The sequence below is a fragment of the Pontibacillus yanchengensis genome (assembly GCF_009856295.1).
GTDB classification, from domain to species: domain Bacteria; phylum Bacillota; class Bacilli; order Bacillales; family BH030062; genus Pontibacillus; species Pontibacillus yanchengensis_A.
In genome coordinates this window covers 1-26,545 of record NZ_WMEU01000003.1, presented here as the reverse complement: position 1 = coordinate 26,545, position 26,545 = coordinate 1, and the positions used below count along the sequence as shown (strand labels likewise).

Annotated in this window: 28 protein-coding genes; 1 reads left to right on the top strand and 27 read right to left on the bottom strand. The window is 41.4% G+C overall.

What is annotated here, in order from left to right; translation table 11 throughout:
- Window positions 1-21 precede the first annotated feature (21 nt).
- The 3 genes from GLW08_RS10215 to GLW08_RS10205 all read right to left on the bottom strand — a co-directional run bounded on the left by GLW08_RS10215 (window position 22) and on the right by GLW08_RS10205 (window position 3,242).
- The gene (locus tag GLW08_RS10215) at window positions 22-903 is read right to left on the bottom strand and encodes a TetR/AcrR family transcriptional regulator (RefSeq protein ID WP_160848556.1); all 882 of its coding nucleotides are present in this window, start codon (window positions 901-903) and stop codon (window positions 22-24) included.
- 351 nt (window positions 904-1,254) lie between these two features.
- Complete coding sequence (locus tag GLW08_RS10210) at window positions 1,255-2,568, bottom strand: hypothetical protein (RefSeq protein WP_160848555.1); 1,314 nt, start codon at window positions 2,566-2,568, stop codon at window positions 1,255-1,257.
- A gap of 125 nt (window positions 2,569-2,693) precedes the next feature.
- On the bottom strand, window positions 2,694-3,242 hold the full coding sequence (locus tag GLW08_RS10205) for a competence protein ComK (RefSeq protein WP_160848554.1): 549 nt from the start codon (window positions 3,240-3,242) through the stop codon (window positions 2,694-2,696).
- A 194-nt stretch (window positions 3,243-3,436) separates the two neighbouring features.
- Between GLW08_RS10205 and GLW08_RS10200 the strand changes: the two genes are divergently transcribed.
- Window positions 3,437-3,622, top strand: a complete 186-nt coding sequence (locus GLW08_RS10200) for a hypothetical protein (RefSeq protein ID WP_160848553.1) — start codon at window positions 3,437-3,439, stop codon at window positions 3,620-3,622.
- Between the two features lie 180 nt (window positions 3,623-3,802).
- Here GLW08_RS10200 and GLW08_RS10195 read toward each other — a convergent pair whose 3' ends face one another.
- The 24 genes from GLW08_RS10195 to GLW08_RS10080 all read right to left on the bottom strand — a co-directional run bounded on the left by GLW08_RS10195 (window position 3,803) and on the right by GLW08_RS10080 (window position 26,374).
- A complete protein-coding gene (locus GLW08_RS10195) occupies window positions 3,803-4,111 on the bottom strand; it encodes a hypothetical protein (protein ID WP_160848552.1) in 309 nt (102 codons plus the stop codon).
- A 215-nt stretch (window positions 4,112-4,326) separates the two neighbouring features.
- Entirely contained in the window at window positions 4,327-4,761 is a 435-nt protein-coding gene (gene fabZ, locus GLW08_RS10190; RefSeq protein WP_160848551.1) for a 3-hydroxyacyl-ACP dehydratase FabZ, read from the bottom strand.
- 11 nt (window positions 4,762-4,772) lie between these two features.
- Window positions 4,773-5,102, bottom strand: a complete 330-nt coding sequence (locus GLW08_RS10185; protein WP_160848550.1) for a DNA-directed RNA polymerase subunit beta — start codon at window positions 5,100-5,102, stop codon at window positions 4,773-4,775.
- A gap of 40 nt (window positions 5,103-5,142) precedes the next feature.
- Window positions 5,143-5,967: a flagellar hook-basal body protein gene (locus GLW08_RS10180; protein WP_160848549.1), complete on the bottom strand. Its 825-nt coding sequence runs from the start codon at window positions 5,965-5,967 to the stop codon at window positions 5,143-5,145.
- Window positions 5,968-5,980: 13 nt separating this feature from the next.
- Window positions 5,981-6,808 carry a flagellar hook-basal body protein gene (locus GLW08_RS10175; RefSeq protein ID WP_160848548.1) on the bottom strand — a complete coding sequence of 276 codons (828 nt, stop codon included), beginning with the start codon at window positions 6,806-6,808 and terminating at the stop codon, window positions 5,981-5,983.
- 23 nt (window positions 6,809-6,831) lie between these two features.
- Window positions 6,832-7,833 carry a rod shape-determining protein gene (locus GLW08_RS10170; RefSeq protein ID WP_160848547.1) on the bottom strand — a complete coding sequence of 334 codons (1,002 nt, stop codon included), beginning with the start codon at window positions 7,831-7,833 and terminating at the stop codon, window positions 6,832-6,834.
- A gap of 150 nt (window positions 7,834-7,983) precedes the next feature.
- Window positions 7,984-8,265: a sporulation transcriptional regulator SpoIIID gene (spoIIID, locus tag GLW08_RS10165; protein ID WP_036821864.1), complete on the bottom strand. Its 282-nt coding sequence runs from the start codon at window positions 8,263-8,265 to the stop codon at window positions 7,984-7,986.
- A gap of 843 nt (window positions 8,266-9,108) precedes the next feature.
- Complete coding sequence (locus GLW08_RS10160) at window positions 9,109-10,125, bottom strand: AimR family lysis-lysogeny pheromone receptor (RefSeq protein ID WP_160848546.1); 1,017 nt, start codon at window positions 10,123-10,125, stop codon at window positions 9,109-9,111.
- A 235-nt stretch (window positions 10,126-10,360) separates the two neighbouring features.
- Entirely contained in the window at window positions 10,361-11,269 is a 909-nt protein-coding gene (locus GLW08_RS10155; RefSeq protein WP_160848545.1) for a M23 family metallopeptidase, read from the bottom strand.
- A 112-nt stretch (window positions 11,270-11,381) separates the two neighbouring features.
- Window positions 11,382-12,410 (bottom strand): stage II sporulation protein D, encoded by a 1,029-nt coding sequence (gene spoIID, locus GLW08_RS10150; RefSeq protein WP_160848544.1) that lies wholly within the window; start codon window positions 12,408-12,410, stop codon window positions 11,382-11,384.
- Between the two features lie 646 nt (window positions 12,411-13,056).
- Window positions 13,057-14,370 (bottom strand): UDP-N-acetylglucosamine 1-carboxyvinyltransferase, encoded by a 1,314-nt coding sequence (gene murA, locus GLW08_RS10145; protein WP_160848543.1) that lies wholly within the window; start codon window positions 14,368-14,370, stop codon window positions 13,057-13,059.
- Between the two features lie 32 nt (window positions 14,371-14,402).
- The gene (locus tag GLW08_RS10140; RefSeq protein WP_160848542.1) at window positions 14,403-15,128 is read right to left on the bottom strand and encodes a YwmB family TATA-box binding protein; all 726 of its coding nucleotides are present in this window, start codon (window positions 15,126-15,128) and stop codon (window positions 14,403-14,405) included.
- 168 nt (window positions 15,129-15,296) lie between these two features.
- Window positions 15,297-15,527, bottom strand: coding sequence for a DUF1146 family protein (locus tag GLW08_RS10135; RefSeq protein WP_160848541.1), 231 nt, complete (start codon window positions 15,525-15,527; stop codon window positions 15,297-15,299).
- A gap of 547 nt (window positions 15,528-16,074) precedes the next feature.
- Window positions 16,075-17,589, bottom strand: a complete 1,515-nt coding sequence (gene nuoN, locus GLW08_RS10130) for an NADH-quinone oxidoreductase subunit NuoN (RefSeq protein ID WP_160848540.1) — start codon at window positions 17,587-17,589, stop codon at window positions 16,075-16,077.
- A 4-nt stretch (window positions 17,590-17,593) separates the two neighbouring features.
- Window positions 17,594-19,057: a complex I subunit 4 family protein gene (locus GLW08_RS10125; RefSeq protein ID WP_160848539.1), complete on the bottom strand. Its 1,464-nt coding sequence runs from the start codon at window positions 19,055-19,057 to the stop codon at window positions 17,594-17,596.
- The gene (gene nuoL / locus GLW08_RS10120; RefSeq protein WP_160848538.1) at window positions 19,058-20,935 is read right to left on the bottom strand and encodes an NADH-quinone oxidoreductase subunit L; all 1,878 of its coding nucleotides are present in this window, start codon (window positions 20,933-20,935) and stop codon (window positions 19,058-19,060) included.
- Between the two features lie 43 nt (window positions 20,936-20,978).
- Window positions 20,979-21,284, bottom strand: coding sequence for an NADH-quinone oxidoreductase subunit NuoK (nuoK, locus tag GLW08_RS10115; protein WP_160848537.1), 306 nt, complete (start codon window positions 21,282-21,284; stop codon window positions 20,979-20,981).
- The gene (locus GLW08_RS10110) at window positions 21,281-21,790 is read right to left on the bottom strand and encodes an NADH-quinone oxidoreductase subunit J (RefSeq protein ID WP_160848536.1); all 510 of its coding nucleotides are present in this window, start codon (window positions 21,788-21,790) and stop codon (window positions 21,281-21,283) included. Before GLW08_RS10110 ends, nuoK begins: the two co-directional genes overlap by 4 nt.
- Window positions 21,787-22,206: an NADH-quinone oxidoreductase subunit NuoI gene (gene nuoI, locus GLW08_RS10105; protein ID WP_160848535.1), complete on the bottom strand. Its 420-nt coding sequence runs from the start codon at window positions 22,204-22,206 to the stop codon at window positions 21,787-21,789. The genes GLW08_RS10110 and nuoI overlap by 4 nt, the downstream gene beginning before the upstream one ends.
- A 278-nt stretch (window positions 22,207-22,484) precedes the next feature.
- Window positions 22,485-23,480: an NADH-quinone oxidoreductase subunit NuoH gene (gene nuoH, locus GLW08_RS10100; RefSeq protein WP_160848534.1), complete on the bottom strand. Its 996-nt coding sequence runs from the start codon at window positions 23,478-23,480 to the stop codon at window positions 22,485-22,487.
- A complete protein-coding gene (locus GLW08_RS10095) occupies window positions 23,480-24,580 on the bottom strand; it encodes an NADH-quinone oxidoreductase subunit D (protein ID WP_160848533.1) in 1,101 nt (366 codons plus the stop codon). The genes nuoH and GLW08_RS10095 overlap by 1 nt, the downstream gene beginning before the upstream one ends.
- 3 nt (window positions 24,581-24,583) lie before the next feature.
- A complete protein-coding gene (locus GLW08_RS10090) occupies window positions 24,584-25,495 on the bottom strand; it encodes an NADH-quinone oxidoreductase subunit C (RefSeq protein WP_160848532.1) in 912 nt (303 codons plus the stop codon).
- Window positions 25,488-26,009, bottom strand: coding sequence for a NuoB/complex I 20 kDa subunit family protein (locus GLW08_RS10085; RefSeq protein ID WP_160848531.1), 522 nt, complete (start codon window positions 26,007-26,009; stop codon window positions 25,488-25,490). The genes GLW08_RS10090 and GLW08_RS10085 overlap by 8 nt, the downstream gene beginning before the upstream one ends.
- Window positions 26,000-26,374 (bottom strand): NADH-quinone oxidoreductase subunit A, encoded by a 375-nt coding sequence (locus GLW08_RS10080; RefSeq protein ID WP_160848530.1) that lies wholly within the window; start codon window positions 26,372-26,374, stop codon window positions 26,000-26,002. The genes GLW08_RS10085 and GLW08_RS10080 overlap by 10 nt, the downstream gene beginning before the upstream one ends.
- Window positions 26,375-26,545: the final 171 nt, after the last annotated feature.

Here is a 26,545-nt window from a genome sequence, read left to right as displayed (position 1 = left end):
TGTACTCCCCTCTGTCATCCATTACGTTAACAATGGTATTCCTAAGTGACTCGCAAGTGTTTCTATATCATTTTCAAATTGGGCTTTGTCTTTAAAATGAGTCAGCATTCCTTGTAAAATCACACGTTGTGGCTCTTCTTTTTCAAGCTCTTGGTCAATCACATCCAACGCACTTAGTAAGTCTTTCTTTTGATCATCCGGTAGTTGTAAGTGATCTACTTTTTGCCTCATATTGGATAATATCCCTGTTATCTTTTCCTTACTATTGCTAGATGATTCGTCTGGAAAATAATCTCGAATTTGTTCAGGAGTGATTTGGGGCTCTTCCCCTTCTTGCAGCATACCTTGAATGACATTATCGACTCGTCTGACAAGGAAAGTCGATAATGAATCTAAATCTAACTCGATATCATCTAGAACAAGCCATTTGAAGTAACTATGCAACATCCCCTCCAGTAAAATGACCGCATCAATCACTTTATCCTGCAATGGCTGTCCATATATGGTAAGGAGGTTGCTTCGCCCCCATTGAAAGCTATGTCGACGAATTTCCATCAAAAAATCATTCGATTCAGATGGCACATTTACGTTTTCGCGCATATGCATAATGATAAAATCTTTATTGCTCATAAATGCTTCTAGTAAAACTTTTATCTGAGCAGCTAACGATTCTTTAGGAGGTAAATCTTGCTTTTGAACCTTGTTCACTTCCTCCATCAGCCCATAGTAGTAATATTGATGTATATTTAATGTTAAATCTTCTTTAGAATCAAAATGAAGATAGAATGCCCCTTTCGACACTCCACTCTTATCAGCAATTTCCTGTATCGACGTTTCATGAAAGCCTTTTTGAGCAAAGAGCTTCATCCCTGTTTCAATCAATGTCCGTTTTTTCTCGTTCAATTGCTTCACTTCCTTTTATGTAGAGAGACTCATCTCTAATCCTTGTTGTGTAGTCTTGTTGCAGATATGACTGGTCGGTCAGTACTTCATTAACTATACTAAATAGCAAGCCTAGTGACAACACGTAATGCGCTATTTATGTGACAGAATGATGAGTACACACAAAAGCGCAGGCGCCTTGTTCACCCCCGACAGGCTTAAGCAAAGCCTCGTCGTGGCGATGTTTGCCACAGAGAGGATTTGCTTAAGACCCCGAGGGGGTAGGCGCTGGAGCTGGGCGTCGCCTCTATACTTATAGACTATAAAAAAGCCCCTCCGCACCATGTGCAGAGAGGCTCTCTTAGTCTTACCTTATTTAACGGAAAAATCCATTTTTACAGCATTTTTCAAGGTTAGATTGTCTTGGGATTTGCTATCTTTAGCGATGAATAGTGTATAAGATTTGCCAGAATCATAATTCTTCTCTGGGCGTAGTTCAACCGAACGCGTTTCTTCATTATATTGTACATCAACTGGTACCGCGTTCATTGCTTCATCAAATACATAAAAGCCAAGATCATCCACCATGGATTGAGAAAGATCCGTGTTGAATGCTACATTCCAGACTTTATCCGTTTCAACCTCTTCCTTATTTTCGAACTCTTTTTGGTCTTCCTTATCTTCTTCTACTTCTTCTTTCATTTCAGCTTGGTACTCTGCAAGTTCTTCCTGCGCTTCTGCTACATCCTCTCGTAAAGAAGCGATACGCTCTTCCACTTCCTCAATCGGTTCTAGACTAGCATCTGCACCCAACTTCTTTTGCATCCAATCGTTTAAGTGATTCATATGTTTCTCTACTGCATCTAGCTTGTGGGTTTGGGCTTTTAGCTTCCCAGAAAAGCTCTTCGCACGTTCGTCATAGCCCTCTAACTCTTCCTCTTCTTCTTTTTCCTCTTCAGGATCTACAACTTCTTCTTCGTTATCTTCTTCCTCAGCTTCTTCTTCACCTTCGTCATCGGATTCTTTGTCTTCTTCATTTTCATCTTCGTCTTCGTTGGATTCTTCTTCTTCATCAGAGTCGCCTTCTTCTTCCGATCCTGCCTCTGATTCAGATTCTTCTTCTTCCTCAGCAGCGACAATATCCTGCTCTGCCGTTACCTGCTGATAAGATTCCACAAGGGAGGACTGCTCTTCATCGCTAGACTCCTCTTCCTCTGAAGTTTGAGTTTCTTCTTCATCACTTTCATCGGACTCTGGAGCTTCTTCTGACTCTTCTTCACTTTCATCAGAATCTGTTGACTCTTCTGATTCTTCGTCTTCATTTGATTCAGGAGCCTCTTGTTCTTGTTCTTCTTCCTCATCTTTATCGTCATTGTCTTCATCAAAATAGTCTTCCATTTGATCTTCAATCTTTTCCGTATGTGTTTCAATTCTATCTAGCCATCTATGTAACGTATCCATACGATTTTCAACAGCCTGTTTGCGCTTTTCTGCAAGTTTTTCCGCTAACTCCTCTTTTTGTTTTAACTGATTTTCCTTTTTGTTTTCCCATTTGGAATTGCCCTCGGTCTGTTGTTTAACTTGATCGTTTTTGGCATGATCACTTTCAGCAAACGCTACAACTGGTGTCGATAGCGTAAGCATGGAAGTTGCTAAGATGGATAACATCGTCTTCGAATGTTTCATAGAATGGATTCCCCTTTTCTTGTTCATAGTTATAGCTCTTCATTCTTTTATCGGCTTCATTAACTATGAAGTTTACTTTTTTGAAGATAATAAAGGTGAAATCATCCTTAGTATCCATAAAAATGTTAGATACTGGATTCACTTCTGCTTATTGCCCATGCATCCATAAATACGCCGGAATCAGCAGGACTTGAAAAAGATTCCTTCATATACATCACAATCCCCATAGCTGTTCGGTGCATTTGCTTTTGGAGAGAAAGACCTGGTGTAGTTAATTTTACTTTTGTTTGATCACTGAAGATAATTAAACTTTCTTCTTTATTCTCATCGTAAGCCAACACATGATAAAATGCTATCCAATTACAATACACACTCCGCGGTGAACGAGTTGGGAAGAAATATAGGTGGGCTTCAGGATTTATTGCGATGGGTAATTTCGAATTAGATTGAAGTGTACTTTCCATATCCTTACGTCGCTTGTCTAATGTTGATTCATTCATGATACATGATTGGCTGATGATTTGAATGGGGGATTTACGACACAAAATAACTTTATTCGGCTCAAGTATTTTAGAAGAATAATAAGGATCATCATTCCAGAAGATTCCCATTGTATCATCTGTGATTGTGTATGTTTCTCTATTCTCTTTTCTTTTGCGTTTGGTTTTATTCATTCGACATATACTCCCTTTTTAATACCTTTGATTGATACAATTGTACTAGAGAACAAAAGAGAATTATGTCGAAATTTGTAAGCTTCTGGGTTATTTAACCAATTGTAACACATTTGTAATATAAGAGTTTTAGACTATGTATTTACGATTATATAATTGTTAGAATTATACTAAAATATAAAGGAGACCATTCTTTGAGCTTTGTACATAAGTACGACAATCAAAACAGCTCTGCCGGAACTCCATCACCAAAACATGCATCTGAAATTAAAAAAGGCCGCAATCTTGATCAAAGCGACCATACCAGAGTTACAAATCAATCTTCCGAATACCCTAACACTCATCCTACTCTCGGCATTGTAATTGATCTTCAAATATGAGAAAGCCCAGCAATTATGAGCTGGGCTTTTGTATGTGATGAACAGAATGAGTGTGCTTGGTATGAATTTGTGTACATATGCTAATCTCTTCATTATTTGTGTGTGGTTTTGGATGTGGTATAGGTTAGAATTGCTTGTTTATTTATCGTTATGTTTGCTTTCACTCCTGAAAATGAGTGTCTACGCCCCAGACCCTTTTTTCTCTTCTTGATCTTCCTCGCTATCTCCTTCTGTTCCGCCATTACCCTCTTCTTCCTCATTCATCATTTCATTTTGTTCTTCATTCATTTCCTCTTCACTCATGCTTTCTTCGCTCTTTTCCGCTTCATCACCTTGGTCTTCGCCGCCACCATTACCTTCTTCTTCTTGCATTTGTTCTTCTTCCTGATTATCTCCTTCTTCTGGAGCTTCCTCTTGCTGACCACAAGCAGCAACTAATGATAGCGCCAGTACTGAACTACCTAATTTAAGTAATAGTTTCTTATTCATGTTTTTTCCTCCTTAGTAATAAGATTATTTCCTTCTGTTAGGGTTCGCTAGAATGGTAATGCTTATGCAGGAAGATATGTTTTTTCTTACTTACTAACACAAAAATGCTGGAGCTGGACGTGGCCTCTAAAACTTACTTAGTTATGCACAAGCCAACATTTTTTTAATTTCCTAGACGATAAAAAAACCGCCCTACAAAGGACGGTTTCATCGTTCTATTCTTCTTTTTCACCAAGTGCGAACATGATTTCAGCTTCGCATACTAGTTGATCTTCTACTTTTGCTGTAGCTTTTCCTTTGCCGATGCTTCCTTTGGCGCGGATGATTTCCACTTCTAGTGTAAGTGTATCTCCTGGTGTTACTTGACGTTTAAAACGACATTTATCAATTCCAGTAAAGAAGGCCAGGCGACCCTGGTTTTCTTCTTTCTTCAACATAGCTACAGCGCCTACTTGGGCTAGCGCTTCTACAATTAGTACTCCTGGCATTACCGCGTAACTTGGGAAGTGGCCTTGGAAGAATGGCTCATTAATGGTGACATTCTTTTTCCCAACGGCACGATGTCCTTCTTCAAGCTCTGTTATTTGATCAACGAGTAAGAATGGATAGCGATGTGGAATAATTTCTTTGATTTGCTCGATATCTAGCATGGAAATCCTCCTTATTGTTCTCGGGTTACGATATCAATAATATGTTCCCAAGTCTCAAGTTTCAAGGCATCAAGGGGATTTCCCTCACCAATCACGCCGTACCCAATCATTACACCAGCAAGTAAAGCTAATGCACAAATTAAAAGAACGATGATGATACGCAACCAAATCGGAATCAAACGACGACGTTCTTTTTTCGTTTTTTGCTTTTTACTAGCTTCTTTGTTGTTCTTTTCTTTTTTAACTGGCTTCGCTTTAGGTTTTGCTGTACTTTCCTTTTGCTTTTCTTCCCGTCGTTCGGCGCGACTTGTCGCTTCACTTTGGTTCTTTTTTTCAGGCATAACTAGAGACTCCTTATTAATCGTTTCCGTTATGTTCATTTTAACGTAAATTATTGATTAAGCCCATCATTTGGTCACCTGTTGAGATGGCTCGACTATTAAACTGATAAGCTCGTTGTGTTGTGAGCATATCCGTGTACTGTTTGGCAAGGTCTACGTTGGATTGCTCAAGAGCCCCTTGCTGCATAGAATTGTTCTCCGGTGCTACATTAGTAAGAATCTCCGCTTCATTAAAGTCCACATTTTGTGGAATGGAGAGTCTATTTTGTCCTTCTGCTTGTAAGAGGCGAGGACGAACCGCTTCCACGACAGAAATTTGCGCTTCCTGCTGGGCTACTTCCCCATTTCGAGCCACCATAATCGACCCATTTTGTTGGATCGAGAAGGAATCGAAGTTTCCATCCAATCTTATCGGACCATTCTCCCCTAATACAGGATTTCCATTCGATGTCACTAAACTCACACTTCCATCTTCATTCGCTGAAAAGGAAAACGATCCGTCACGTGTATAGTGCGTTTCAATTGCTCCATTGTTGTTCATTTGTACTTGGAACATGTGGTTATCTTGTCTCAGAGCAACGTCCAATGGTCGGTCTGTTTGACTGATTGGTCCGCGGGATAAATCCATCTCTGTTCCAGCTAAATAACCACCAGAACCTATACGGATTCCATCAGGTGTGACTCGGTTGGCATTTTCCCCTTCTTTATCGAGGTTGTCCATTTGTTGGACTAACAAGGAGGAAAAGTCAGCCTCGCGACTCTTATACCCTGGTGTATTCACATTAGATAAGTTATTACCTATGATATCTAATTTTTGCTGAAGTTGTCCCATCGTCACTGCTGACTGCATGGATGATCGAAGCATTTAAGCACCCTCCTTATCGAACTCTTCCAATTTCATTAACGGCCTTGTCCATACTACGGTCATATGCTTTCAATACCTTCTGATTGGTCTCAAATAAGCGATAGGAGCTCATCATTTCGGTCATTGTCTTAGCCGGATCTACATTGGATCGTTCCAAGGAGCCTTGTCTTGTATTAAATGTAACTCCTGCAACATTTCGTGCATTAACAGGTGCTTGTCCCTCTTCCCCATTAAAGCTGAAATTCGCATTGCCCTCTTTCACCATTTGAGTTGCATCATTTGTATAAGAAATGCCAAGAGGAATCGCTTGTCCATTAGCTTCTAGAATTCCCTCTTCTGTGACGTCAAATTCCACGCCGCCTGTTTGGATAGGATCTCCACCTTGGTCTAGTACGTAACTTCCTTGCTTCGTCGTTAAAAAGCCTTCCCCGTCCACAGTGAAATTACCGTTACGAGTATAACGCGCTTCTCCGTCTTCATTTTGAATGGTAAAAAACAATCCACCATTTTCACCAGGAACATTACCGTTTAATAAGGCAATATCTGTCCCTATACCTGTCTCCCGTAAAGCTGCCTGCTCAAATTCAGGTTTGGTTTCCTGCATATATACGCCTGTGTTCATACTACCAACTTCAGAACGAACCGGTAGATTCAGGTTATTTTTTGTAGGGAGATCCTTTGATTCCATACGTTCAATGAGCATCTCAGGGAATGCTCTCATGGAACCCTGGTCTTGTTTATAACCTGGTGTAGACATATTTGATAGATTATTATTTAATACTTGCTGACGACGTTGTTGCGCTAGCATACCAGATGCAGCTGTGTAATATCCTCTAAGCAAGGGTACGTACCTCCTCTTCCTTTTTACATAATGTAGTTTTTCGGAAGCTTGTCTATATTCTCAAGCATAATGCCTGTCCCTTTTGCAACGCAGTTCATTGGTTCCTCTGCAACGAGTACAGGTACCTTTAGCTCTTCAGCCAACAATTGATCTAGGCCATGAAGCATCGCTCCACCACCCGTTAAAATAACGCCGCGATCAATAATATCAGCAGATAGCTCTGGTGGTGTACGTTCTAGTACTTGTTTTGCAGATTGCACAATGACTGAAACCGATTCCTTCAATGCTTCTTCAATTTCAGCAGAATATACCGTAATCGTACGCGGTAAACCAGATACCATATCACGGCCACGTATATCGATTTCTTCACTACGTGATTTGGAGAACACAGTTGCTACATTAATCTTAATGTCTTCCGCTGTACGTTCTCCGATCAGTAGTTTATATTCTTTTTTAATATATTGAAGGATCTCATTATCGAATTTATCACCGGCCATTTTAATGGATGCTGCTGTTACAACATCCCCCATAGATAAAACAGCTACGTCTGTGGTTCCGCCACCAATGTCGATGACCATATTACCGCTTGGTTGAAAAATATCCATACCTGCACCAATAGCAGCTACTTTCGGTTCTTCTTCCAAGAAAATACGTTTACCGCCACTTTTTTCGGCAGCTTCTTTGATGGCTTTCTGTTCCACTTTTGTGATATTTGTTGGACAACATATCAACATACGAGGCTTAGACAAAAAGCCCCGTACATTAATTTTATTTATAAAATGTCTAAGCATGGCTTCTGTAACATCAAAATCAGCAATGACGCCATCTTTTAGAGGTCGGATTGCTTCAATATTGCCAGGTGTACGTCCTACCATTTTTCGAGCTGCATCCCCGACTTCAAGAACTTTACCTGACGTGCGATCCATTGCTACAACAGATGGCTCGTTCAAGACAATACCTTTTCCTTTAACATGAATTAAAACATTGGCCGTACCAAGATCAATTCCGATATCCCTTGCAAACATGTGTCGTTGATCCTCCCTGCTAGAAACTTAAGTCTCCGATATCAGTATTCTTCTAATCATATATTTTATCACATATTTCAACAAATTTTGTCATATACGGAGAAAAAAGTTCCTCTATCGAAAGAAATAGGTATTTAGAGGGATATCGAGTTATCCGGCCGTATTTGCAGGCTCCTCCTTCACCGGTTTTAACTTATATTTGTTCTTCGTTGCTTCACCACCTCTAAGATGTCGAATCGCTTTATGATAGTCCAAAATTTCTTTTACTTCGTTTGCCAATTCCGGATTGATTTCGGGTAAACGTTCTGTTAAATCTTTGTGAACGGTACTTTTGGATACACCAAACTCCTTTGCAATAACTCGAACGGTTTTTCTCGTCTCCACGATATATTTCCCAATCTTGATAGTACGTTCTTTGATGTAATCGTGCACACCACTCGCCTCCTGATCATTGGATATCAAAGGTGTGAAATGAGACAAGGTGGTAACGTATAGAGTATGTGTAAAGGGCAGATACGATGTTAAAAACGCTTCTTTGTTTGATAAGAACCCTCTCCCTCTCACCTCAAACCTTCCTGATTGCTCGGTTTGTAACAGGTTATGTGCCACCAGAAAGGTTTATGCTTAAAATGTCGTGAGGGACAAGGGATGACAAGCAATTATTCTCATTTTTTTCGAATGGGATGGGGGGGACAGGTTCCTCATCCCACAATAAATTGGGACGCGGGGACAGGTTCCTCGTCCCAGTCTTCTTACCTTCTCTATATCGCTTGAGACGAGGGACCTGTCCCTTCGTCTCACTTATTAGATCCATCCGAAAGCAAGTGCTCATTATTCTTTTCTTTATAAGAATATATCCAATAGTCGGCCATGTTATGACATTGATGAGTAGTAAACATAAGAGCAATGATTTCCCTTTTGCTTTCATCTGCTCTCTCCTTTTCATAAAAGTACTGTTAATATCGGCATGATTATTGGCTATGTTAGAACAACAGCGCAAGCGTTCGATTAGCAACGTATGTACTGGACTGAGCCGTAGGAGATAAAGGAAACACGAAATGGGATGCGGGGACAGGTCGCACTTTGGGATGAGGGACCTGTCCCCGCATCCCATCTCTCACAAAAAAGAGACGCGCTCCAATAATACTAGGAGCATGTCTCTCTTATAGGTTGAAGGTACAAGACATTGTCCTGCCTTCGATTCAATATTTTGGTTACTTAATATATTACCCTCTCTCTCCATTCATCATGAGACGACGAACCTGTCCCCTTGTCTCATTCCATCTTCTTTAATTCCCTTAGTGGTAAGCGGGCAAAGAAGTGGTGGCTGTTTTCATTTACAAATTTGTTATACGATTTGATAAATAAATGGTGATTTTGTGTGGCTATTCCTAAATAGTACATCTGAAATGAGGTTAAAGTTTGAAAGGAGGATAAAATTATTCTAGCTTCTTGATAATCTCCTTTTGCTAGAGCGATATGCGCTTGTTCAGAAGGTTCTTTAGAGGTAATACCTTCTACTCTATGATGATAAGCACTTACAAAAGGAATATTTTGTTGAGATATATAGTATTCTTGATCCTTCAAGCTATATCGTTCCGCAATATTTCTGGCTTGCTTCAAATGAAACATAGCCTGATCGTAGCTATCATAGAGGTAACTCAAGCCCAAGCATTGATGAGTCTTGCATTTCCGATTAAGCGATATATTTTTTTGTTTGATGATTTTATAGCCATACTTTCGTGAAAGAATGAGTTCATTTCGTCTCCAATGATAACGTTGCAGTACCTCATTTAAGCGAAATAGTAAGGAATCTTTTAAAATAGAGGGTTCTAGCACTTCTATTCTCGAATATATCTCATTTGTTAAACTATCGATTACATCAAGCCGATTCATGTCATAAAAACAATACAATTTGATGAACAGAATGACACATGTTTGTTCATCGGATAAAGGAGCTACTTTCTCTAGTTCTATGAATACTTCATCACTAAGCATTTCTTTTTTCTCTATTTTACTCAACAGCTCATACAATTGGGCCCATATTTGATCATAGAGATTGGATGAATATTTATTTTCATGTAGTAGCTTTATGAATTCCGCTCCATATCCATTCATAAGAAAAAATTCAAGACTGTGATAACGAGCCTCAGGGCTGTTGGATTGTAAGCAATAATCTCGCATTAGTTGCGTACCTTCTTCATTATCGCATATAGACGGCACTAAATGAGAAAAGGTATATAAGGAAAGATTAGAAGATTGGGCATCTTTAAGAATTGTCACCGTATTCATCTATACAAATACCTTCTTTCTATGTAATAAAGATTAAAGTATATAAATATAACGTAACAAATTTTCTGAAATATTAGTATCCATTCAACAAAACAAGTTCTTTTTCGACAAAATAGGGTTTGCAGAAAATAAGAATTTGCGGATTGGTGTTGAGATAAAAGCTCATTGGCTCCTTAATAGACTTAAACGTAAACATAGAAAAACCCCGAGCCAAGAGACTCGGAGTTGGGTTCTATTATGTGTTCATCATAGAAATGGAAGATTCGCTATCTTCTGTTGGTTGCTCAGTGTCGTTACCTTCTTGGCCTTGTTCAGCATCTTCTTCGTCTGTTCCTTGATCCTGATCTTCACCACTTTTTTGGTCATCTTCATTTAATTTTTGACCAGCACCTTCATCAGTCTCTTCCGTTGCAGATTCTTGACCTTGTTGATCTTCAGGTTCCTCTGCTTCTTGAAGCTTATTTAAAGGTTGGTTGAAGTATTCCTCAGGATTTAATGCTGTTTCACCTTTACGTACTTCGAAATCTAGGTGAACACCATTATCTTTTCCAGCAAGGTTTTGACCAGCTGTACCAATCACATCACCTTGTTTCACTTCAGCGCCTGCTTCAACTAGTACGTCGCCAAGGCTCATGTACTTCGTTGTTACATCACTGTCATGTGAAATCTCGATTAATTGACCAAATAATGGGTCTTCCTTTACTTCTGTAATGGTTCCACTTGCTGAAGCAGTTACGTCAAACGTTTCTCCATCTTCTCTAGCGATACTAATGCCATTACTTTGATGGTAGCGATTGTGGTAAAATACGAGTGCTTGTTCTTTCTCTTCCTGACTTGCGTCAAAATCATAGAACTTTGTTTTGATGACAACTTCTTCACGTTCTTTGAGCGGCATTGCTAAATTTTCGGATTGCTCCATTACTGGTGCAGAATCTTCGCCATCATAAGAGTACTCAATACTGTCGGTGTCATTTGATGCATCTGGTTGTTCAGCTTGGTCGTTGGTAGAAGAATTTTGGTACCAAACCACTCCTGCTAAAAGCAACGCTGCCGTGATCAAATAGACACTAGGGAAAAACCATTTTTTACGGAAAACACGTTTCCAATTGTTTTTTGAAACGCTTTTGTTTTCTTCCTCTCTCATTTCATCATCACCTCAAGAACCATTCTGAACAGAAAGAGGAAGAACTATACATTTTTTATAAAAAATTTTTACACTTATCATTCGACAAATCGAAAAACTTATGCATACTAATTTACTTTGCTGCTATTTTTGGTAAGAAATCATCCACTTTAGAAATCGCAATCCCTTGATAATAGTGGGATAGAATCTCTTCATACGTTTTGCCTTCCTGAGCCATGCCGTTTGCACCGTACTGACTCATTCCAACCCCATGCCCATATCCTTTTGTCGTAAAAATAATATGATCATTTTTATACTTTACGGTGAAATCAGAAGATTTTAAATCAAGCGCTTCCCGAATTTCACGTCCTGTGAATGTTTTGCCTCCAACGGTTACTTCCGAGACACGTTCGCTTTCCGTCTTTTTTACATTGGACAAAATAGGTTCATCAGCTGGAACTGACACTTGTAACCCTGCCTCGATTTCTGTTTTTGTGAATACCTTTTGATCCATGTATTTTGGTGATTCAGCATCCCATGGACTTTCAACACTTCGTAAATACGGAAATTCATTTGGCCAATAATCCTCTGAATTCTCTGTGTAACCATTAGAAGTGGAGAAAAAGGCTGCAAAAATCGGCTCTTCTTTATAGGTAAGCACTTCCCCTTGCGTCTTAGCCACAGCTTGCTCAATCTTATTCATTTTCCAATCATAATCTGTGCCCCAGATGGTGCGAAGCTCTTCATCATTTTTGTACACTTGGTGTTGAATTGTATCTGTCACATGAGCTCCGCCTTCAAGTGTTGCCTTCTCATTGGTAAGGTACCTTACAATATAGGTTCTTGCTGCAAGTGCTTGCGCTTTTAACGCCTCTAACTCAAAGTCAGCTGGCATTTCTGATGCAACTACCCTGGAGACGTACACTTCTAAAGGCACTTCATCCACTTGGTTAGAACTCGAGCGGAGGACAGCTACGTCTAATGAAGACCCTTCCGCTAGATTAAAGTCCTGCTCTGTTGCCACTTCATTCGTGCTCACAGGCATGACCTGTTCCTCTTTGTTCGATCCGATAAATGGTACAACGATTAATGTAGGTAGTACGAGAATAATGGTGACCAACGTGCTAATAAAAATAAGCCCGGGTCCTTTCAACCTTTTCATGAAGACGCCCCTTTCCTATCTAGTTACTCTACTAACATTTCTATACATAAAGTGGGAATGATAGAACTTTTTGTGATGAAAAAAAATTGGGGAAGTTGGTTGAGGGAGTGGGGAGTTGCTTTTGGAGGGGAGTGCCGGGATTTGTGGCAGGGGTTCGAACTTAGGACTTGGTCCTATTAGTAGATGGTAGATATAGTGGGTTATCTGTGAGAGTTGAGTGGGATGAGGAGATTTACTATTCCTTCAATTCAATCTAGTAACCCCCCTATTTCAGGTCCAGTATCAACTGGTTTATGTAAATGTATGACCTTCTATCATTATATAATGTTCTGATGATACTATTTGTTGCCCCTCTAGCTTATGCTCTGTTCTTCCCACTTATTCGCTCTCATTACCGCTTTTGCTCTCTTCTCTTCGCTTTATGCGCTCTCCCCATCCATTTATGCGCTCCCATTACTGCTTTTGCTCTCTTCCCTTTGCTTTATGCGCTCTCTTCCCTTGCTTTATGAGCTCTCCCATTCCATTTATGCTCGCTCCCTATCCAATATCCCTCATCACAACTTGCACTCTCTCCCCATGCTCTCTCCATCAAAAAACTATAAAAAAATACGACTCCTCAAATGAGAAGTCGTATTGTTCATCTTGTTTATGATGATAGTGATGATTTCACGTCTGTTGTTGGTTCCATTTCTTCGGCTGCGGGTTCGTTGATGCGTTCGACGTCGGCGCCAAGGCCTCTTAGTTTTTCAGCAAAATCTACATATCCGCGGTCAAGGTGTTTCAGTTCTGTCACGCGAGTATATCCATCTGCGACTAGACCAGCTAGAATGAGTGCTGCACCTGCGCGTAAATCTGTTGCGGCAACTTCTGCTCCTTGTAGGTCGGATGGACCTTCTACAATGACAGAGCGACCTTCAATTTTCAGGTGTGCGTTCATGCGACGGAATTCCTCTACGTGCATAAAACGGTTTTCGAATACAGTTTCTGTGATCACACTAGTACCATGCGCTTGTAGCATCAAGGCCATCATTTGTGATTGCATATCTGTTGGGAATCCAGGGTGCGGCATCGTCTTAATGTCAACGGCTTTTAATTTTTTTGGACCGATGACGCGAAGGCCATCTTCTTCTTCTTGAATGATGACACCCATTTCTTCCATTTTGGCAACAAGTGAACGAACGTGTTCTAGCTCAGCGTTCTTTACTAACACATTTCCTTTTGAGATCGCTGCGGCCACCATGAATGTTCCAGCCTCAATTCGGTCTGGAATGATTGTGTGCTCTGCGCCAGTTAATTTTTCTACACCGTGGATACGAATTGTTTCCGTACCAGCACCAATAACTTTTGCACCCATTTTGTTCAAGTAGTTTGCAAGGTCAACGATTTCTGGCTCTTTTGCACAGTTTTCTAGCACTGTTTTTCCTTCGGCAAGAGCAGCGGCCATCATAACGTTTTCGGTTGCTCCAACACTTGGTACGTCAAAATAAATACGGGCGCCTTGAAGACGTCCTTCCGCGTACGCTTCGATAAATCCATTTCCTACATTAACTTTTGCACCCATTGCTTCAAAGCCCTTAAGGTGCTGGTCAATCGGTCTTGAACCAATTGCACATCCACCTGGAAGTGCAACCTTTGCGTGTCCGTAACGAGCTAATAGTGGTCCTAATACAAGGAACGATGCTCTCATTTTACGAACATATTCAAACGGTGCTTCTGTTGTCAGCTCTCTAGATGCGTCAATCGTTACAGTATTTTGATTAATGTCTACATCTGCATTCATATATCGCATTACTTCACTAATTGTAGTTACATCAGCGAGAGCGGGTACTTCTTTAAGGATACTTTTTCCTTCACTAGCAATTAGGCTTGCTGCGATGACAGGCAGAACAGCATTTTTTGCACCTTCTACCTTAACGGTGCCCGTGAGCTGGCCGCCACCGCGGACGATGATTTTTTCCAAGGTCATTCCCCTCCGCGTCCATTTTCTCTATATTAATATTCATTCGTAATGACTGGCGTTCCAAATGTGAGGGTTGTCTTTGCGCCCATTCCTTCGCGTAATGCAAACTGAACATTCATTGAACCCTGATCTCCATATGGAATCGCCTGGCTCCATTTTTTTGTTAATCCTGTGACTGATATAAAATCTTCTTCTTTTAGTATTTGCAATTCTTCGATTTGTAATCTGGTACTAAATTTTTCAAGCAATAAAACACCATCAATAATACCATTGTATTCTGTTTTCACACAAGTGAATATTGTGGTATTTTCTTGAAAAATAGCAGATTTTAGCTGATTTAGTCTAGGCATAAAGTTTGATTTTGTGCTCTCATTCCATTCGTCACCCGTTGCAACATAAAGGATTTGAGCATATGATTGCATTTCTTTAGATACAACCATAATAAACTTTTCGACAAATTGAGATTTTTTTTGATGGTTCGTGAAAACGAATTTTTTACTCTTCTCGTTTTCCGTTTCTTTGATGGTCATGTGAGGATATTGTGTTTGAAGCATTTCTTTGTAGTAGGACATTTCATCTTGGTGAATGTCCTTCTTCATTGTAACTTCCCATGTCCCCACTTCTAGGTTATGATTTTTAATAAAATCTGTGATATCAGTCAGTGGTTGTAATGGTGAAGTGCGTTTGGATTGTGCGGCTAGAAATAAATGAGGTTGAAGCAATAAGATAATGATGAATATAATAGCAAAATGTTTCATTGTATTCACTCTCCCCTTGGAAAAAATCATATTCCCATTATGAGCGGGAGAGGGTGAAAACATACCCCAAAAATCTAGCGGTTATTCGACAAATCATACGCAAAAACCATGAGAGTCAAGCTACCTTTTGGGATACGTCGCTTAGCGTAACCCTTCTTCTTTTATATCTTACAATAGGAACTGTAGATTTTTTGACCATTGCAGGTAATCTAAAAAGAAATTACTCACAGCCGTTCCAATTGTAATGGTAAGAAAAATTAACAAAAGGCGTGCTTCAAAAACTTTTCCTTTTTTAATAAGACCATCGAGATTAATGGATTGTAGCAAACGCCATGTAATCATAATAAAAATAATATGAGAAATCATATTTGTTAACGATTGATATCCCACTGCATCCATGACTTCCTCCACACCTTTCTACAATAGTGACATACGGCTTCGACACATTAGCATTGTTCCTCTTGAAAATATGCCAATTTCGCTAATTATTGCCGGGGAAATATCGACAAAGTTCACTAGTAAAACCTTGCCACGGTGAACCGCAAATGTCAATCTAACTCGGTGTGTTGTTAATCTATACCTTTTTTATATTGACACTAAACCTGTACAGTTAAGGTGTTCGAACGATTTCGATAATATCAAAAGCGCAAGCGCCTTGGTAGCGACGTACAAACTGCTGCCCACACGATGTGGGTTGGTTCAATGTTGCTACGTGACGTAGCGATTTTAATCGAACTTCCTCTAACTACTTTTGAGATAAAGGAAACACGATGATCGGTAACGATTCGATGTTGACTTATCGTAAGGAGGTGCAGGAAGTTTGCTAGTCGCTGGGCTCTGGAGCTGGACGTAATCAAAAGCGCAAGCGCCCGCTTACCTACGTATATCAGTTGCTGCGTTCATCATTTCCTAGACAATAAAAAAAGGATGAGCATAATACTCATCCTTATTCACTCAACCAAAGCATCTCTGTTATTTGAAATAAATCGACATGGTGATGATAAAAGTCGAGGGCGATATTTGGGAATATACCTAAGCCTACTATGGCAATGGCGCATATCCATAGTGTTGTTTTCATTACAATTGGTAGCTTGATGGTTACTGGAAATGGATTGCTTCGGAAATAGATCTGAACGAGAATACCAAAATAAAACACGTAGGATAGGACAGTCGCTGCAATCATGATACTTACCAAAATGATTGGAGCTGGATCTGTGCTGAGTGCCCCTAGTATGATGTTCAGCTTTCCTATAAATCCAGCTGTCCCTGGTATCCCTGCTAACGATAGTAAGAAAATGGTCATCAGTATCGCTAAAGCCGGGGAGCGTTTATACAAGCCAGTGAACATTTCTAAATCGAGTGTCCCGTGTTTTTCATAAAGTACGAAGATTACAGCTAATCCCCCTGCTGTCATGAACATGTACACGAGTAGGTAGAACCAAATATTTTCAAGCGTCAGCGTTGAGAGTGCTACGAGCGGGACGAGTAAGTACCCGGCATGAGCGACACTTGAATAGGCGAATAGCCGCTTCATGTTGTGTTGTCGTAAAGCAAGGATATTTCCAAGGACCATGGTAATCGCAGCTAGCACACCAATCCAAAGCGACATGGACTGCATAAATGTCTCATTCAGGCTTAATCCCTCTAATGCACCAAAGAGTGTTAGGAAGACCCTCAAAATGATTATGAACCCTGCTGCTTTTGAAACGATACTCAAAAAAGCTGTAACGGGAATCGGTGCTCCTTCATATACATCTGGTGTCCACATATGAAATGGTACCGTAGAAATTTTAAAAGCAAGGCCGACAAACGTCATGATAAACGCCATGATTACTAATCCTTGCGCGGGTGTTCGGATTAACGAAGGTAATATTTCGGAAATCGTCGTCAATTGCGTGCTGCCCGTTAACCCATATAAATAACTAAAGCCAAACAATGTAATCGCCGTCGATATGCCACCATTAATCACGTATTTCATGGCACTTTCATTTGATTTCAAAGCGTGCTTATCCAAACCAACTAAAATATACGAGGCGATGGATAATAGTTCAAGTCCGACAAACAGTGTAATGAGGTCGGCACTGGAAGCCATCATCATTGCTCCAAGCAGCGCAGTTAAAAGTAAGTAATAGAACTCTCCTTGGTCCTGCTTTCGTTGATATGATGCAGCTAAGCTTAGCACTAACCCAGCTCCAATAAGGAGAAGAAGCTTAAAGCTTGTAGCGAATAAATCCAAGCGATACGTATCATATAAAATCATGTTCGCTTCCTGGCCAAGCTGACCTATAGTGAAGACGAATGCTAACAGAACCGCCATCGCTGCAAAAGCACTGAACCATTTACGTGGAAAATGATTAGGTAAAAAAAGATCCATTAGCGATAACAAAGTCGCAACGATAATAATCGTAAATTCAGGGGCCATTATCCCCCAGTCGTATGCAAGTAACGTTTCCATGTCCATCTCGTTACCCTCCTATCCTAAGCACGATTGCTTCCACACTGGTTTGGATGGAATGGGTCAAGGAGGTAGGAAACACACCAATGAGAACGATCAATCCAAGCATGATGCTGACAGGAATCCATTCTTTCCCCTGCAAATCCATTACTCCATCCTGGGGTAGCACTTCTTTTCCGAAGGTTATGTCCATTATCGCTCTTAAAATATAAGCAGCTGTAAGAATGATCCCGATTGTACCGATGGCTGCGATAACAGGCATGGATTCAAATATCCCAAGAAACGTCATAAATTCACTAACGAAACCACTCATGCCTGGTAATCCAAGAGAAGCTAATCCAACCGCTAATAGTACACCTGCTGTTACAGGCATGGTTCTGGATAGTCCACCTAAACGCCTCATATGGGTTGTATCTGTTTTCGCCTTGAGCACTCCGATTAGGAAAAAGACAAGCGCTGCAATCAATCCATGGGAGACGGTTTGAAACATTGCTCCTTGCAATCCAGCTTCATTCATAGCCGCAATTCCTAATAACACGATTCCCATGTGAGAGATACTAGAATAGGCGAAGATGCTACGTAGTTCTTTTTGTACGAAGGCTATACATGCCCCATAAAGTAGATTGACTAACCCTAATATGGCAAGGAGTGGTGCGACGTCTTGAAAGGCGGCTGGGAAAAAGCCAATTCCAAACTGCATCAAACCGTAGGCACCAATCTTCAACAACACGCCAGCATGAATCATCACTAAAGCAGGCGGTGCTTGCACATGAACGCGGACCATCCATGTGTGTAATGGGACAATAGGTAGTTTCACGCCAAATGCAAGGAGTAACGCAATCAACAATCCCATGCTCAACTCTTCGCTTAGCGATGCATTCGCTATTGCTTCATAGTTAGTGCTGCCTACATTGGCAAACAATACAACCATGACGATTAGTAAAATGGCGGAACCAACCCCGTTATAGAGAAGGTAACTGTATGCTGCTCTTTCTTTTTCAAAACCGCCCCACCTTCCAATGAGTAAAAACATCGGAACAAGGGTGAGCTCAAAAAATATGAAAAATAAAATGAGATTTTGGGATGCAAATACGCCGAGTATGCCGATTTCAAGTAAAAGGGTAAGGAGAGCATACTGTTTCCAAGCTTTATCGATTTGCATCGTGGCTGTCACCATCGACACGACCATTAAAACGGCTGTTAATATGATCAATACTAACGAAAAGCCACTGACTCCTAAATCGTACTCAATTGTATAGAGGAACGGGTACTGTCCAAAGGATATCCACGGAATGCTAAGTGATAAGTTCGCCCCACTGTGAAATTGCTGATACACGATCAACGCCAATAACAAAGGAAGGATGGAACAACTGACAGCTATCCTTTTTTGCAGCTTATCCTGTGTGGATGGTACGAGTATTAACAACAGAATTCCAACCATTGGAGAAAAGACGAGTAACGTTAACCAGCCCATTTAAAAGTACCTCCCTTGCATAAGCCCGATCAGCAATAATACAACAAGTCCAACGCCAACCATCGTTCCATACGTTTGAACCTGTCCGTTTTGTAGTTTGGAGGCTAGCTTGCTTACTAGAATCGTGACGTCTTCTATGAGGTCGAGAATCCCTTGAATGATGTAAGTTTCCACCCATACCCCGACGATGCCAACTCCTTTTGTAGCCAATACCAACGTTCGTTGATACACCGCATCTACAAAAAATCCATTGAAAACCGCCTCATACACACCAGGAAACGCTTCTGGCAAATAGTTGCGATCGATTTTTTCCTTTTGATACATCCCATACGCCAACCAAATACCAAGGAACGTCATGAGTGTGGTTACTGCCATCAGCCATCCTGCCCCTTCATGGTGGTGAAACGTGATATATTCATTTCCAGAAGCCAACCATTCCCCAAGAAAAGGACCATACCAACTAGTGTTGATATAACCAGCGCCAACAGCAAGAAAAGCTAACACAACCATAGGCATGATCATCACGCGAGGTGATTCAAGAATCTTCTTCCGCCTCTTATAAGGGATAATTTTTTTGCTCATGAAGACTAAGAAAAATAATCGGAACATGTAAAATGCCGTTAAAAAGGCCGTGATTAAAGCTAGGGTAAAGAGTACATAATGGCCCTCATTCCAAGCTGCTAGCAGTACTTCTTCCTTACTGAAGAATCCTGAGAATAATGGCATTCCAGCAATGGCGAGCGTACCGATTAAAAATAACCACCCTGTTCCCTTCATCCGCTTCCACAGCCCTCCCATTTCTCCAATGAGTTGAGTGTGTGCCGCATGGATGACGCTTCCTGCTGCAAGGAATAATAGAGCTTTAAAAAAAGCATGTGTCGTTAAATGAAAGACGCCTGCTACATACCCAGCGGAACCAAGTGCCAGCATCATGTAGCCTAGCTGGGAAACGGTGGAGTAGGCAAGGACACGCTTTATATCGGTTTGCACGATGGCGATACACGCCGCAAATATGGCGGTAAACCCTCCTGTTATAGCGACCACCAACATGGCTGTATCGCTTGCTTCGAATAAAGGGTATAGCGTTGCTACTAAATACACCCCAGCCGCAACCATGGTAGCAGCATGAATCAGTGCGGATACGGGTGTTGGCCCTTCCATCGCATCAGGTAACCAGGAATGTAGTGGGAATTGACCTGATTTTCCGACTGCCCCAACGAAGATAAGCAAAGCAATCAACGTGACCATTCCCTCGTCCATATCGCCCCCCGATACAGCTTGAAAAATCGCACTAAACTCGAGGCTTCCAATCTCCCAAAACAATAAAATCATGCCAATTAATAGCCCGACATCCCCGACACGGGTCATAAGAAATGCCTTTTTAGCGGCTGCCTTCGCTTCGGTTTTATGAAAATAAAATCCAATCAATAAAAATGACCCTAGTCCCACCAGCTCCCAAAACAAATAGAGCTGTAATAGATTCGGAGATAGGACAAGTGCTAGCATTGCAAAGGTAAAGAACCCAAGGTAGGCATAAAATGTGCCCAGTCTTTCTTCTCTAGCCATATATCCTTTTGAATAGATATGAACCAATAAGCTTACAAGGGAGACGATAACAAGCATGAGGGCATTTAATGGATTGATCACATACCCTATTGTGAAAGTGGTATCTCCAACCGTTAGCCACTTAATGGTTGCTCCTCCATTTCCACCAATCATCTGTCCCATTAGAACGAGAAACGATCCCAAAAGAGCTAACCCGGTTGTAATGATTCCAGCTGTGCTACACATGTAATGCCATTTAGCTTTTCGGAAGATAAAAAATGCCAAAAACGTCATCAGTGGAAGTAATGGGACAATCCAAGCAATTTGCGTCATATTACACAGTCCCTTCTATATGCAACTGTTCATTCACTTCTCCTCAACCTTTCATTTCATTCATGTCTTCTACTTGAACGGTCGCCTTATTGCGATACAAAGCAATTAGAATAGCTAATCCAACAGCCGCTTCCGCCGCAGCTACTGTAATCGAAAATAAGGAGAAGATTTGCCCTGTAATCGCAGGGTTTACTCCAAATTTACTGAAGGCCACCAAATTTAAGTTAACGGCATTCAACATCAATTCAATACTGATGAGTACAATGACAGTATTGCGCTTCGATAACGCACCGAAAAATCCGAGTGCAAATAACGCAGCAGCTAGCAATAAAAACGCATGTACGGTCATTCTGTATCCTCCTCTCGTTTGGCCAGGAGAATTGCACCAATAAAGGCAACCAACAATACAATGGATACAAGTTCGAATGGAATGACATAGTGAGCATACAGGCTAAGACCGATTTGTTTTGTATTCTCTACGTGAAGGTCTAGAGCGGTTCCACCAAAGTTTACGCCTTCAATCAAGGCATACATGATGCCAAAAAAGAGTACCATAGCTACGCCAACAAGCCATCCTCTTTGGGAAGAACGATATTTCCGTTCTTGTGCTTCATCATGGTGTTTGGTCAGCATGATGCCAAAGATCATCATGATAGATATCGCACCTGAATAAATCAACACCTGAACAACCGCAACAAACTCAGCAGATAGCATGACGTAAAGTCCTGCTATGCTTAAAAAGGTCAATACCAGAGCTAACAGCATATGAATGACTTTACTAGCATTCAACATAACCAACGCGCCGAAAATAGCGATGGTAGCAAGGACAAGAAACATCATTACTTCCCCACTCATGCCTTGTTCTCCTCTCGAATGTTCTCCTCATTTTCATCCAACCATTCGAGGTTTTTAAACAGCTCATCCCGTGAATACTCCGCAAGCTCGAAATTGTTGGTCATGATAATCGCTTCGGTTGGACATACCTCTGTACACAGGTCACAAAGAATGCAAATTTCAAAATTAATGTCATACGTATCAATGATTTTCTTTTTAACTGTGGGATCAGGGTGTTTTTTGCCTGTTAATTCAATACAATCGGTAGGACAAATATTGGAGCACTGATTACAAACTATACACTTTTCGGGATAAAACTTTTGGATGCCACGAAATCGGTCAGGCATTGGTATTGGCTCTTCTGGATACGCGTATGTCATTTGCTTTTTGGACATATTTTTCAACGTATAAGCTAGCCCTTTTCCTATTCCTTTCATCCGTTCCGCCTCCTTTACAACCCAATTTAATTAAAAGCGCAAGCGACCGTTTAGCGACGTACAAACTATCTAACGGTGATGTATAGGAAGTTCTATTAAAACCGCTCCGTCATGCAGCAACATCGAACCAACCTACATCGTTTAGGGCGAGGAAACACGGCTAGCGGTAGCGATTCGATGTTGACTTATCGTAAAGACGTGCAGGAAGTTTGCTGGGCGCTGGAGCTGGACGTGGCCACATCACACACATGCTTTGAATCTAATAAATTCCTAAACTATCAAAATAGCTGTTTCAACATCGCCGTAAGAAAAATATTCGCGAGCGCTACAGGTAAGAGAACCTTCCAGCCAAATTCCATTAGCTGATCCACGCGAATACGTGGTAATGAAACGCGAATCCAAATAAAGAAGAACATCATCAGCATGAATTTTCCAATAAACCAAAACGCGTCTGGAATAAATCCAAGGCCTGGTATCGCATTCCATCCTCCTAAAAATAAAACCGTGACAAGCGCAGCCATCGCAAATAGATATACATACTCAGACAGCATAAAAAACGCCCAGCGGAACCCAGAATACTCAACGTGATAGCCAGCAACTAGCTCAGATTCTGCTTCAGGTAAGTCGAACGGCGTCCGGTTCAATTCTGCATTGGCGGCAATCACAAAAACAATAAACCCAATCGGCTGAATCAATATAAACGCAATGTGCTGCTGAGCTTCTACAATGTCGATTAAATTAAGGCTTCCTGTTAGCAAAACAACCCCAATCACAGACATCACAAGCGGAATCTCATAGGAAATCATTTGTGCCGCTGAACGCATGCCTCCCATTAAGGCGTACTTGTTATTCGAAGCCCAACCTGCTGTTACGATACCGATGGTCGATACGCCTGAGATTGCAATGTAGTAAAGTAATCCAACGCCGATATCGGAAAAATGAAACGCATCTGTAAAAGGAATTACCGCCAGGACCATAAATGCTGGTGTGAACGCAATAACCGGAGCAAGAATAAATAAAGGCTTATCCGCAAGCTTTGGTCGGGTATCTTCTTTTGTTAACAACTTGAGAATATCTGCTACTGTTTGCAACAGACCAAAGCGCCCTCCGACACGATTCGGACCGTGTCGCAGTTGCATATAGCCCATCACTTTTCGTTCTGCTAAAATGGCAAAGGTGACGAAACCGAGGACGAGCATCAGCATACTCGTTCCCATGAGAAACTGGGTGAGGAGATGAGTAGAGCTCGGTTCTGCTTGTAGAAAGGATGTCATTACCCATCAACCTCCCCGAGTACAATATCAACGCCGCCTAAGATGGTAATCAAGTTCGCCATATTTTCCCCTTCGAGAAGCTTCGGAAGGATTTGCAGATTGTAAAAAGACGGACGGCGGAACTTGAGGCGATATGGCTCTTTTTTGCCTTGACTAGCAATATAACAGCCAATCTCTCCCCTTGGTGACTCGATCCGGACATAAGCCTCTCCTTTTGGTGGCTTTACGATTTTCGGTACTTTTGCGAGAATCTTACCCTCTTCAGGACACTGCTCCACCGCCTGTTCAATAATCTTAAGCGATTCTTCTATCTCATCCATGCGACAATGATACCTGGCAAGGGCATCTCCTTCTTGACGAGTAATCACATCAAACTGGAAACGATCATATATGGAATAGGATTCATGTTTACGTAAATCCCACTCCACTCCTGTACAACGTAAATTTGCCCCACTCAACGAATAATTAATGGCATCTTCCCTTGTGTAGGTGCCCACCCCATTGACTCGTTGATGGAAAATTTCATTGCCTGTCACGAAATCATGGTAGCCTTTCAATTGCTCCCTCATATACGGAACAAATTCACGCACACGGTCGAGCCAACCATCTGGAGCGTCCCATTTCACCCCACCAATACGCATATAGTTAAACGTTAATCTAGCACCGGAGAGCTCCGTTAATAGATTAATAATCGCCTCTCGTTCTCTGAAGGCATACAAAAATGGGCTAACCGCACCGATATCCAATAGATAGGTACCAAACCAGACGAGATGGCTAGCGACACGTCCTAGCTCCATAGCGAGGACACGCAAATATTCTGCTCGTTCAGGAATCTCAATGTCCATCATCGTTTCCACTGCGTGGCAAATTACATAATTGTTTGTCATCGCGGATAAATAATCCATGCGATCGGTGTACGGAATGATTTGGGTGTATTGTAGATTTTCAGCTATTTTTTCTGTACCACGATGTAAATAACCAATGACCGGTTTGGCTTCTGTAATGATTTCCCCATCTATTTTGACCACAAGACGAAACACGCCATGTGTACTCGGATGCTGTGGTCCTACGTTTAATAACATTTCTTCTGTTCGTAACACGGACTATACCTCCTCATCGTGAGGTTGGTAATCTTTGCGAAGAGGGTAGCCCCTCCACTCCTCACCTAGAAAAATACGATGCAAACTCGGATGATTGCGAAACTCAATTCCTAGCAAATCATACGCCTCACACTCCGGCCAATTGGCTCCCTCCCAAAGTTGAGCTAATGACTCAATACTCGGATGTTCATGATCCAATTTCACCTTTAGCGCGATAGACTGATGATTCAGGAACGAATAGAGATGCGCATAAAGCTCGAAGTGCGTTTCAAAATCTGTCCCATGATAATCCGATAGGAAATCAAAACCAAGCTGCTCATTGTATTTTAAAAATTGCGCTACACGAAAATAGGCATCTGGTGTTGTGACAAGGGTTGGGACATGCTTCGACAGGCGATTGATATAGGCCTCTTCAATGACGTCCTCTCCTAGATGCTCTTCAATCACCTCTACATATTTGTTTAGCAAGGGTTGATTGTAGGATGGGGGTTCTTCTTCTGCTTCCTCAGCTTTGGTCGATTTCGTTTTTGCTGCAGCTTTTGCTTTAGCAGCTGCCTTTGCTTTAGCAGCTGCCTTTGCTTTGGCGGCTGCCGCAGCTTTCTTTTTGGCTTCATCTTCGTTGGATTCTGTAGACGAAACGGGTGGCGTTGTTTCTGAATCTTGTGCTACAACGTTGCTTTCTTCCTTGGCTGTGGAGGGTGTTTGTTGGGTCGTTTTAGGCGAGTCTCCTCCATTTGCATTTGTTTCTTGATTAAACGTTTGATCCATTTCTTTATTTTGCTCTGATGACTGGTTTGCAGGCTGTTCTGATGATGGGGTTTCTTTTTCTATTGAGTAGGATGCTTCGTTTGGATTCGACTGTTCAGGCTTCTCCTGTTCTTCTGGAGACTTATTGTTTTCCTGATTGTTAGTCATTCGGCATCACCTGCTTTCCAGTCTTAGCTTCGTAGCGAATTTTTTCTTGAAGTTTGTTAATTCCGTATATAAGCGCTGCAGGATTCGGTGGACAACCAGGGATATACACATCGACTGGTACGATTTGATCCACCCCTTTAACGACGGAATAGGAATTCACATATGGCCCGCCTGCTGTAGCACATGATCCCATTGCGATCACCCATTTTGGCTCAGGCATTTGATCGTATAACCGACGAAGAACGGGAGCCATTTTTTTCGTTACCGTTCCTGACACAATCATCACATCAGACTGACGCGGTGATGTTCGAAAAAACGATCCAAACCGATCGACATCATAGTGAGACGATCCTACCCCCATCATTTCAATCGCACAACAGGCTAGTCCGAACGTTAAAGGCCAAAGAGAGTTACTCCGTGCCCACCCCTTCAGCTGCTCAAGTGTCGCCATAAATACATTCCGTTCTAGCTCAGCTCTTTGCTCAGGTGTGATATTCTCCAGGTTTAGCTCCATCGTAGCACCTTCTTTTTCCAAGCATAGATTAACCCAATTAATAACATGACAATGAAAATCAACATTTCAATTAAGGCAAATGCACCTAACGCATCATACGCAACAGCCCATGGATACAAGAAAACCGTCTCCACATCAAAAATGACAAACAACAAAGCAAACATATAATATTGGACGTGAAACTGAACCCGTGCATCTTGAAAAGGTTCGATCCCACTCTCATAGGTTGTCTGCTTCGTCTTCAAAGGCTTATGAGGCCTAAGCAACCGTCCAGCCGTCAATGCAACAATTGGAAGAAGCAACCCAAGCGCTAAAAAAACTAAAGTAATCAAATAACTATTGTGATAGACATGCAAAGATTCCATAAGCATCCCCTTTCTTCCAGACGCAGTGAAAACGCTTTACTTTTTAAGGTCAACGCACTTTACGTGATAAACCTCTTCTATGCATGTCTATGTTTTAGATGTAGGCTTATGACGAAAATGTGAGGTGGGGGTGTTGGTTTTGTAGGCGGGGTATGGGGATAAATCTGGGTG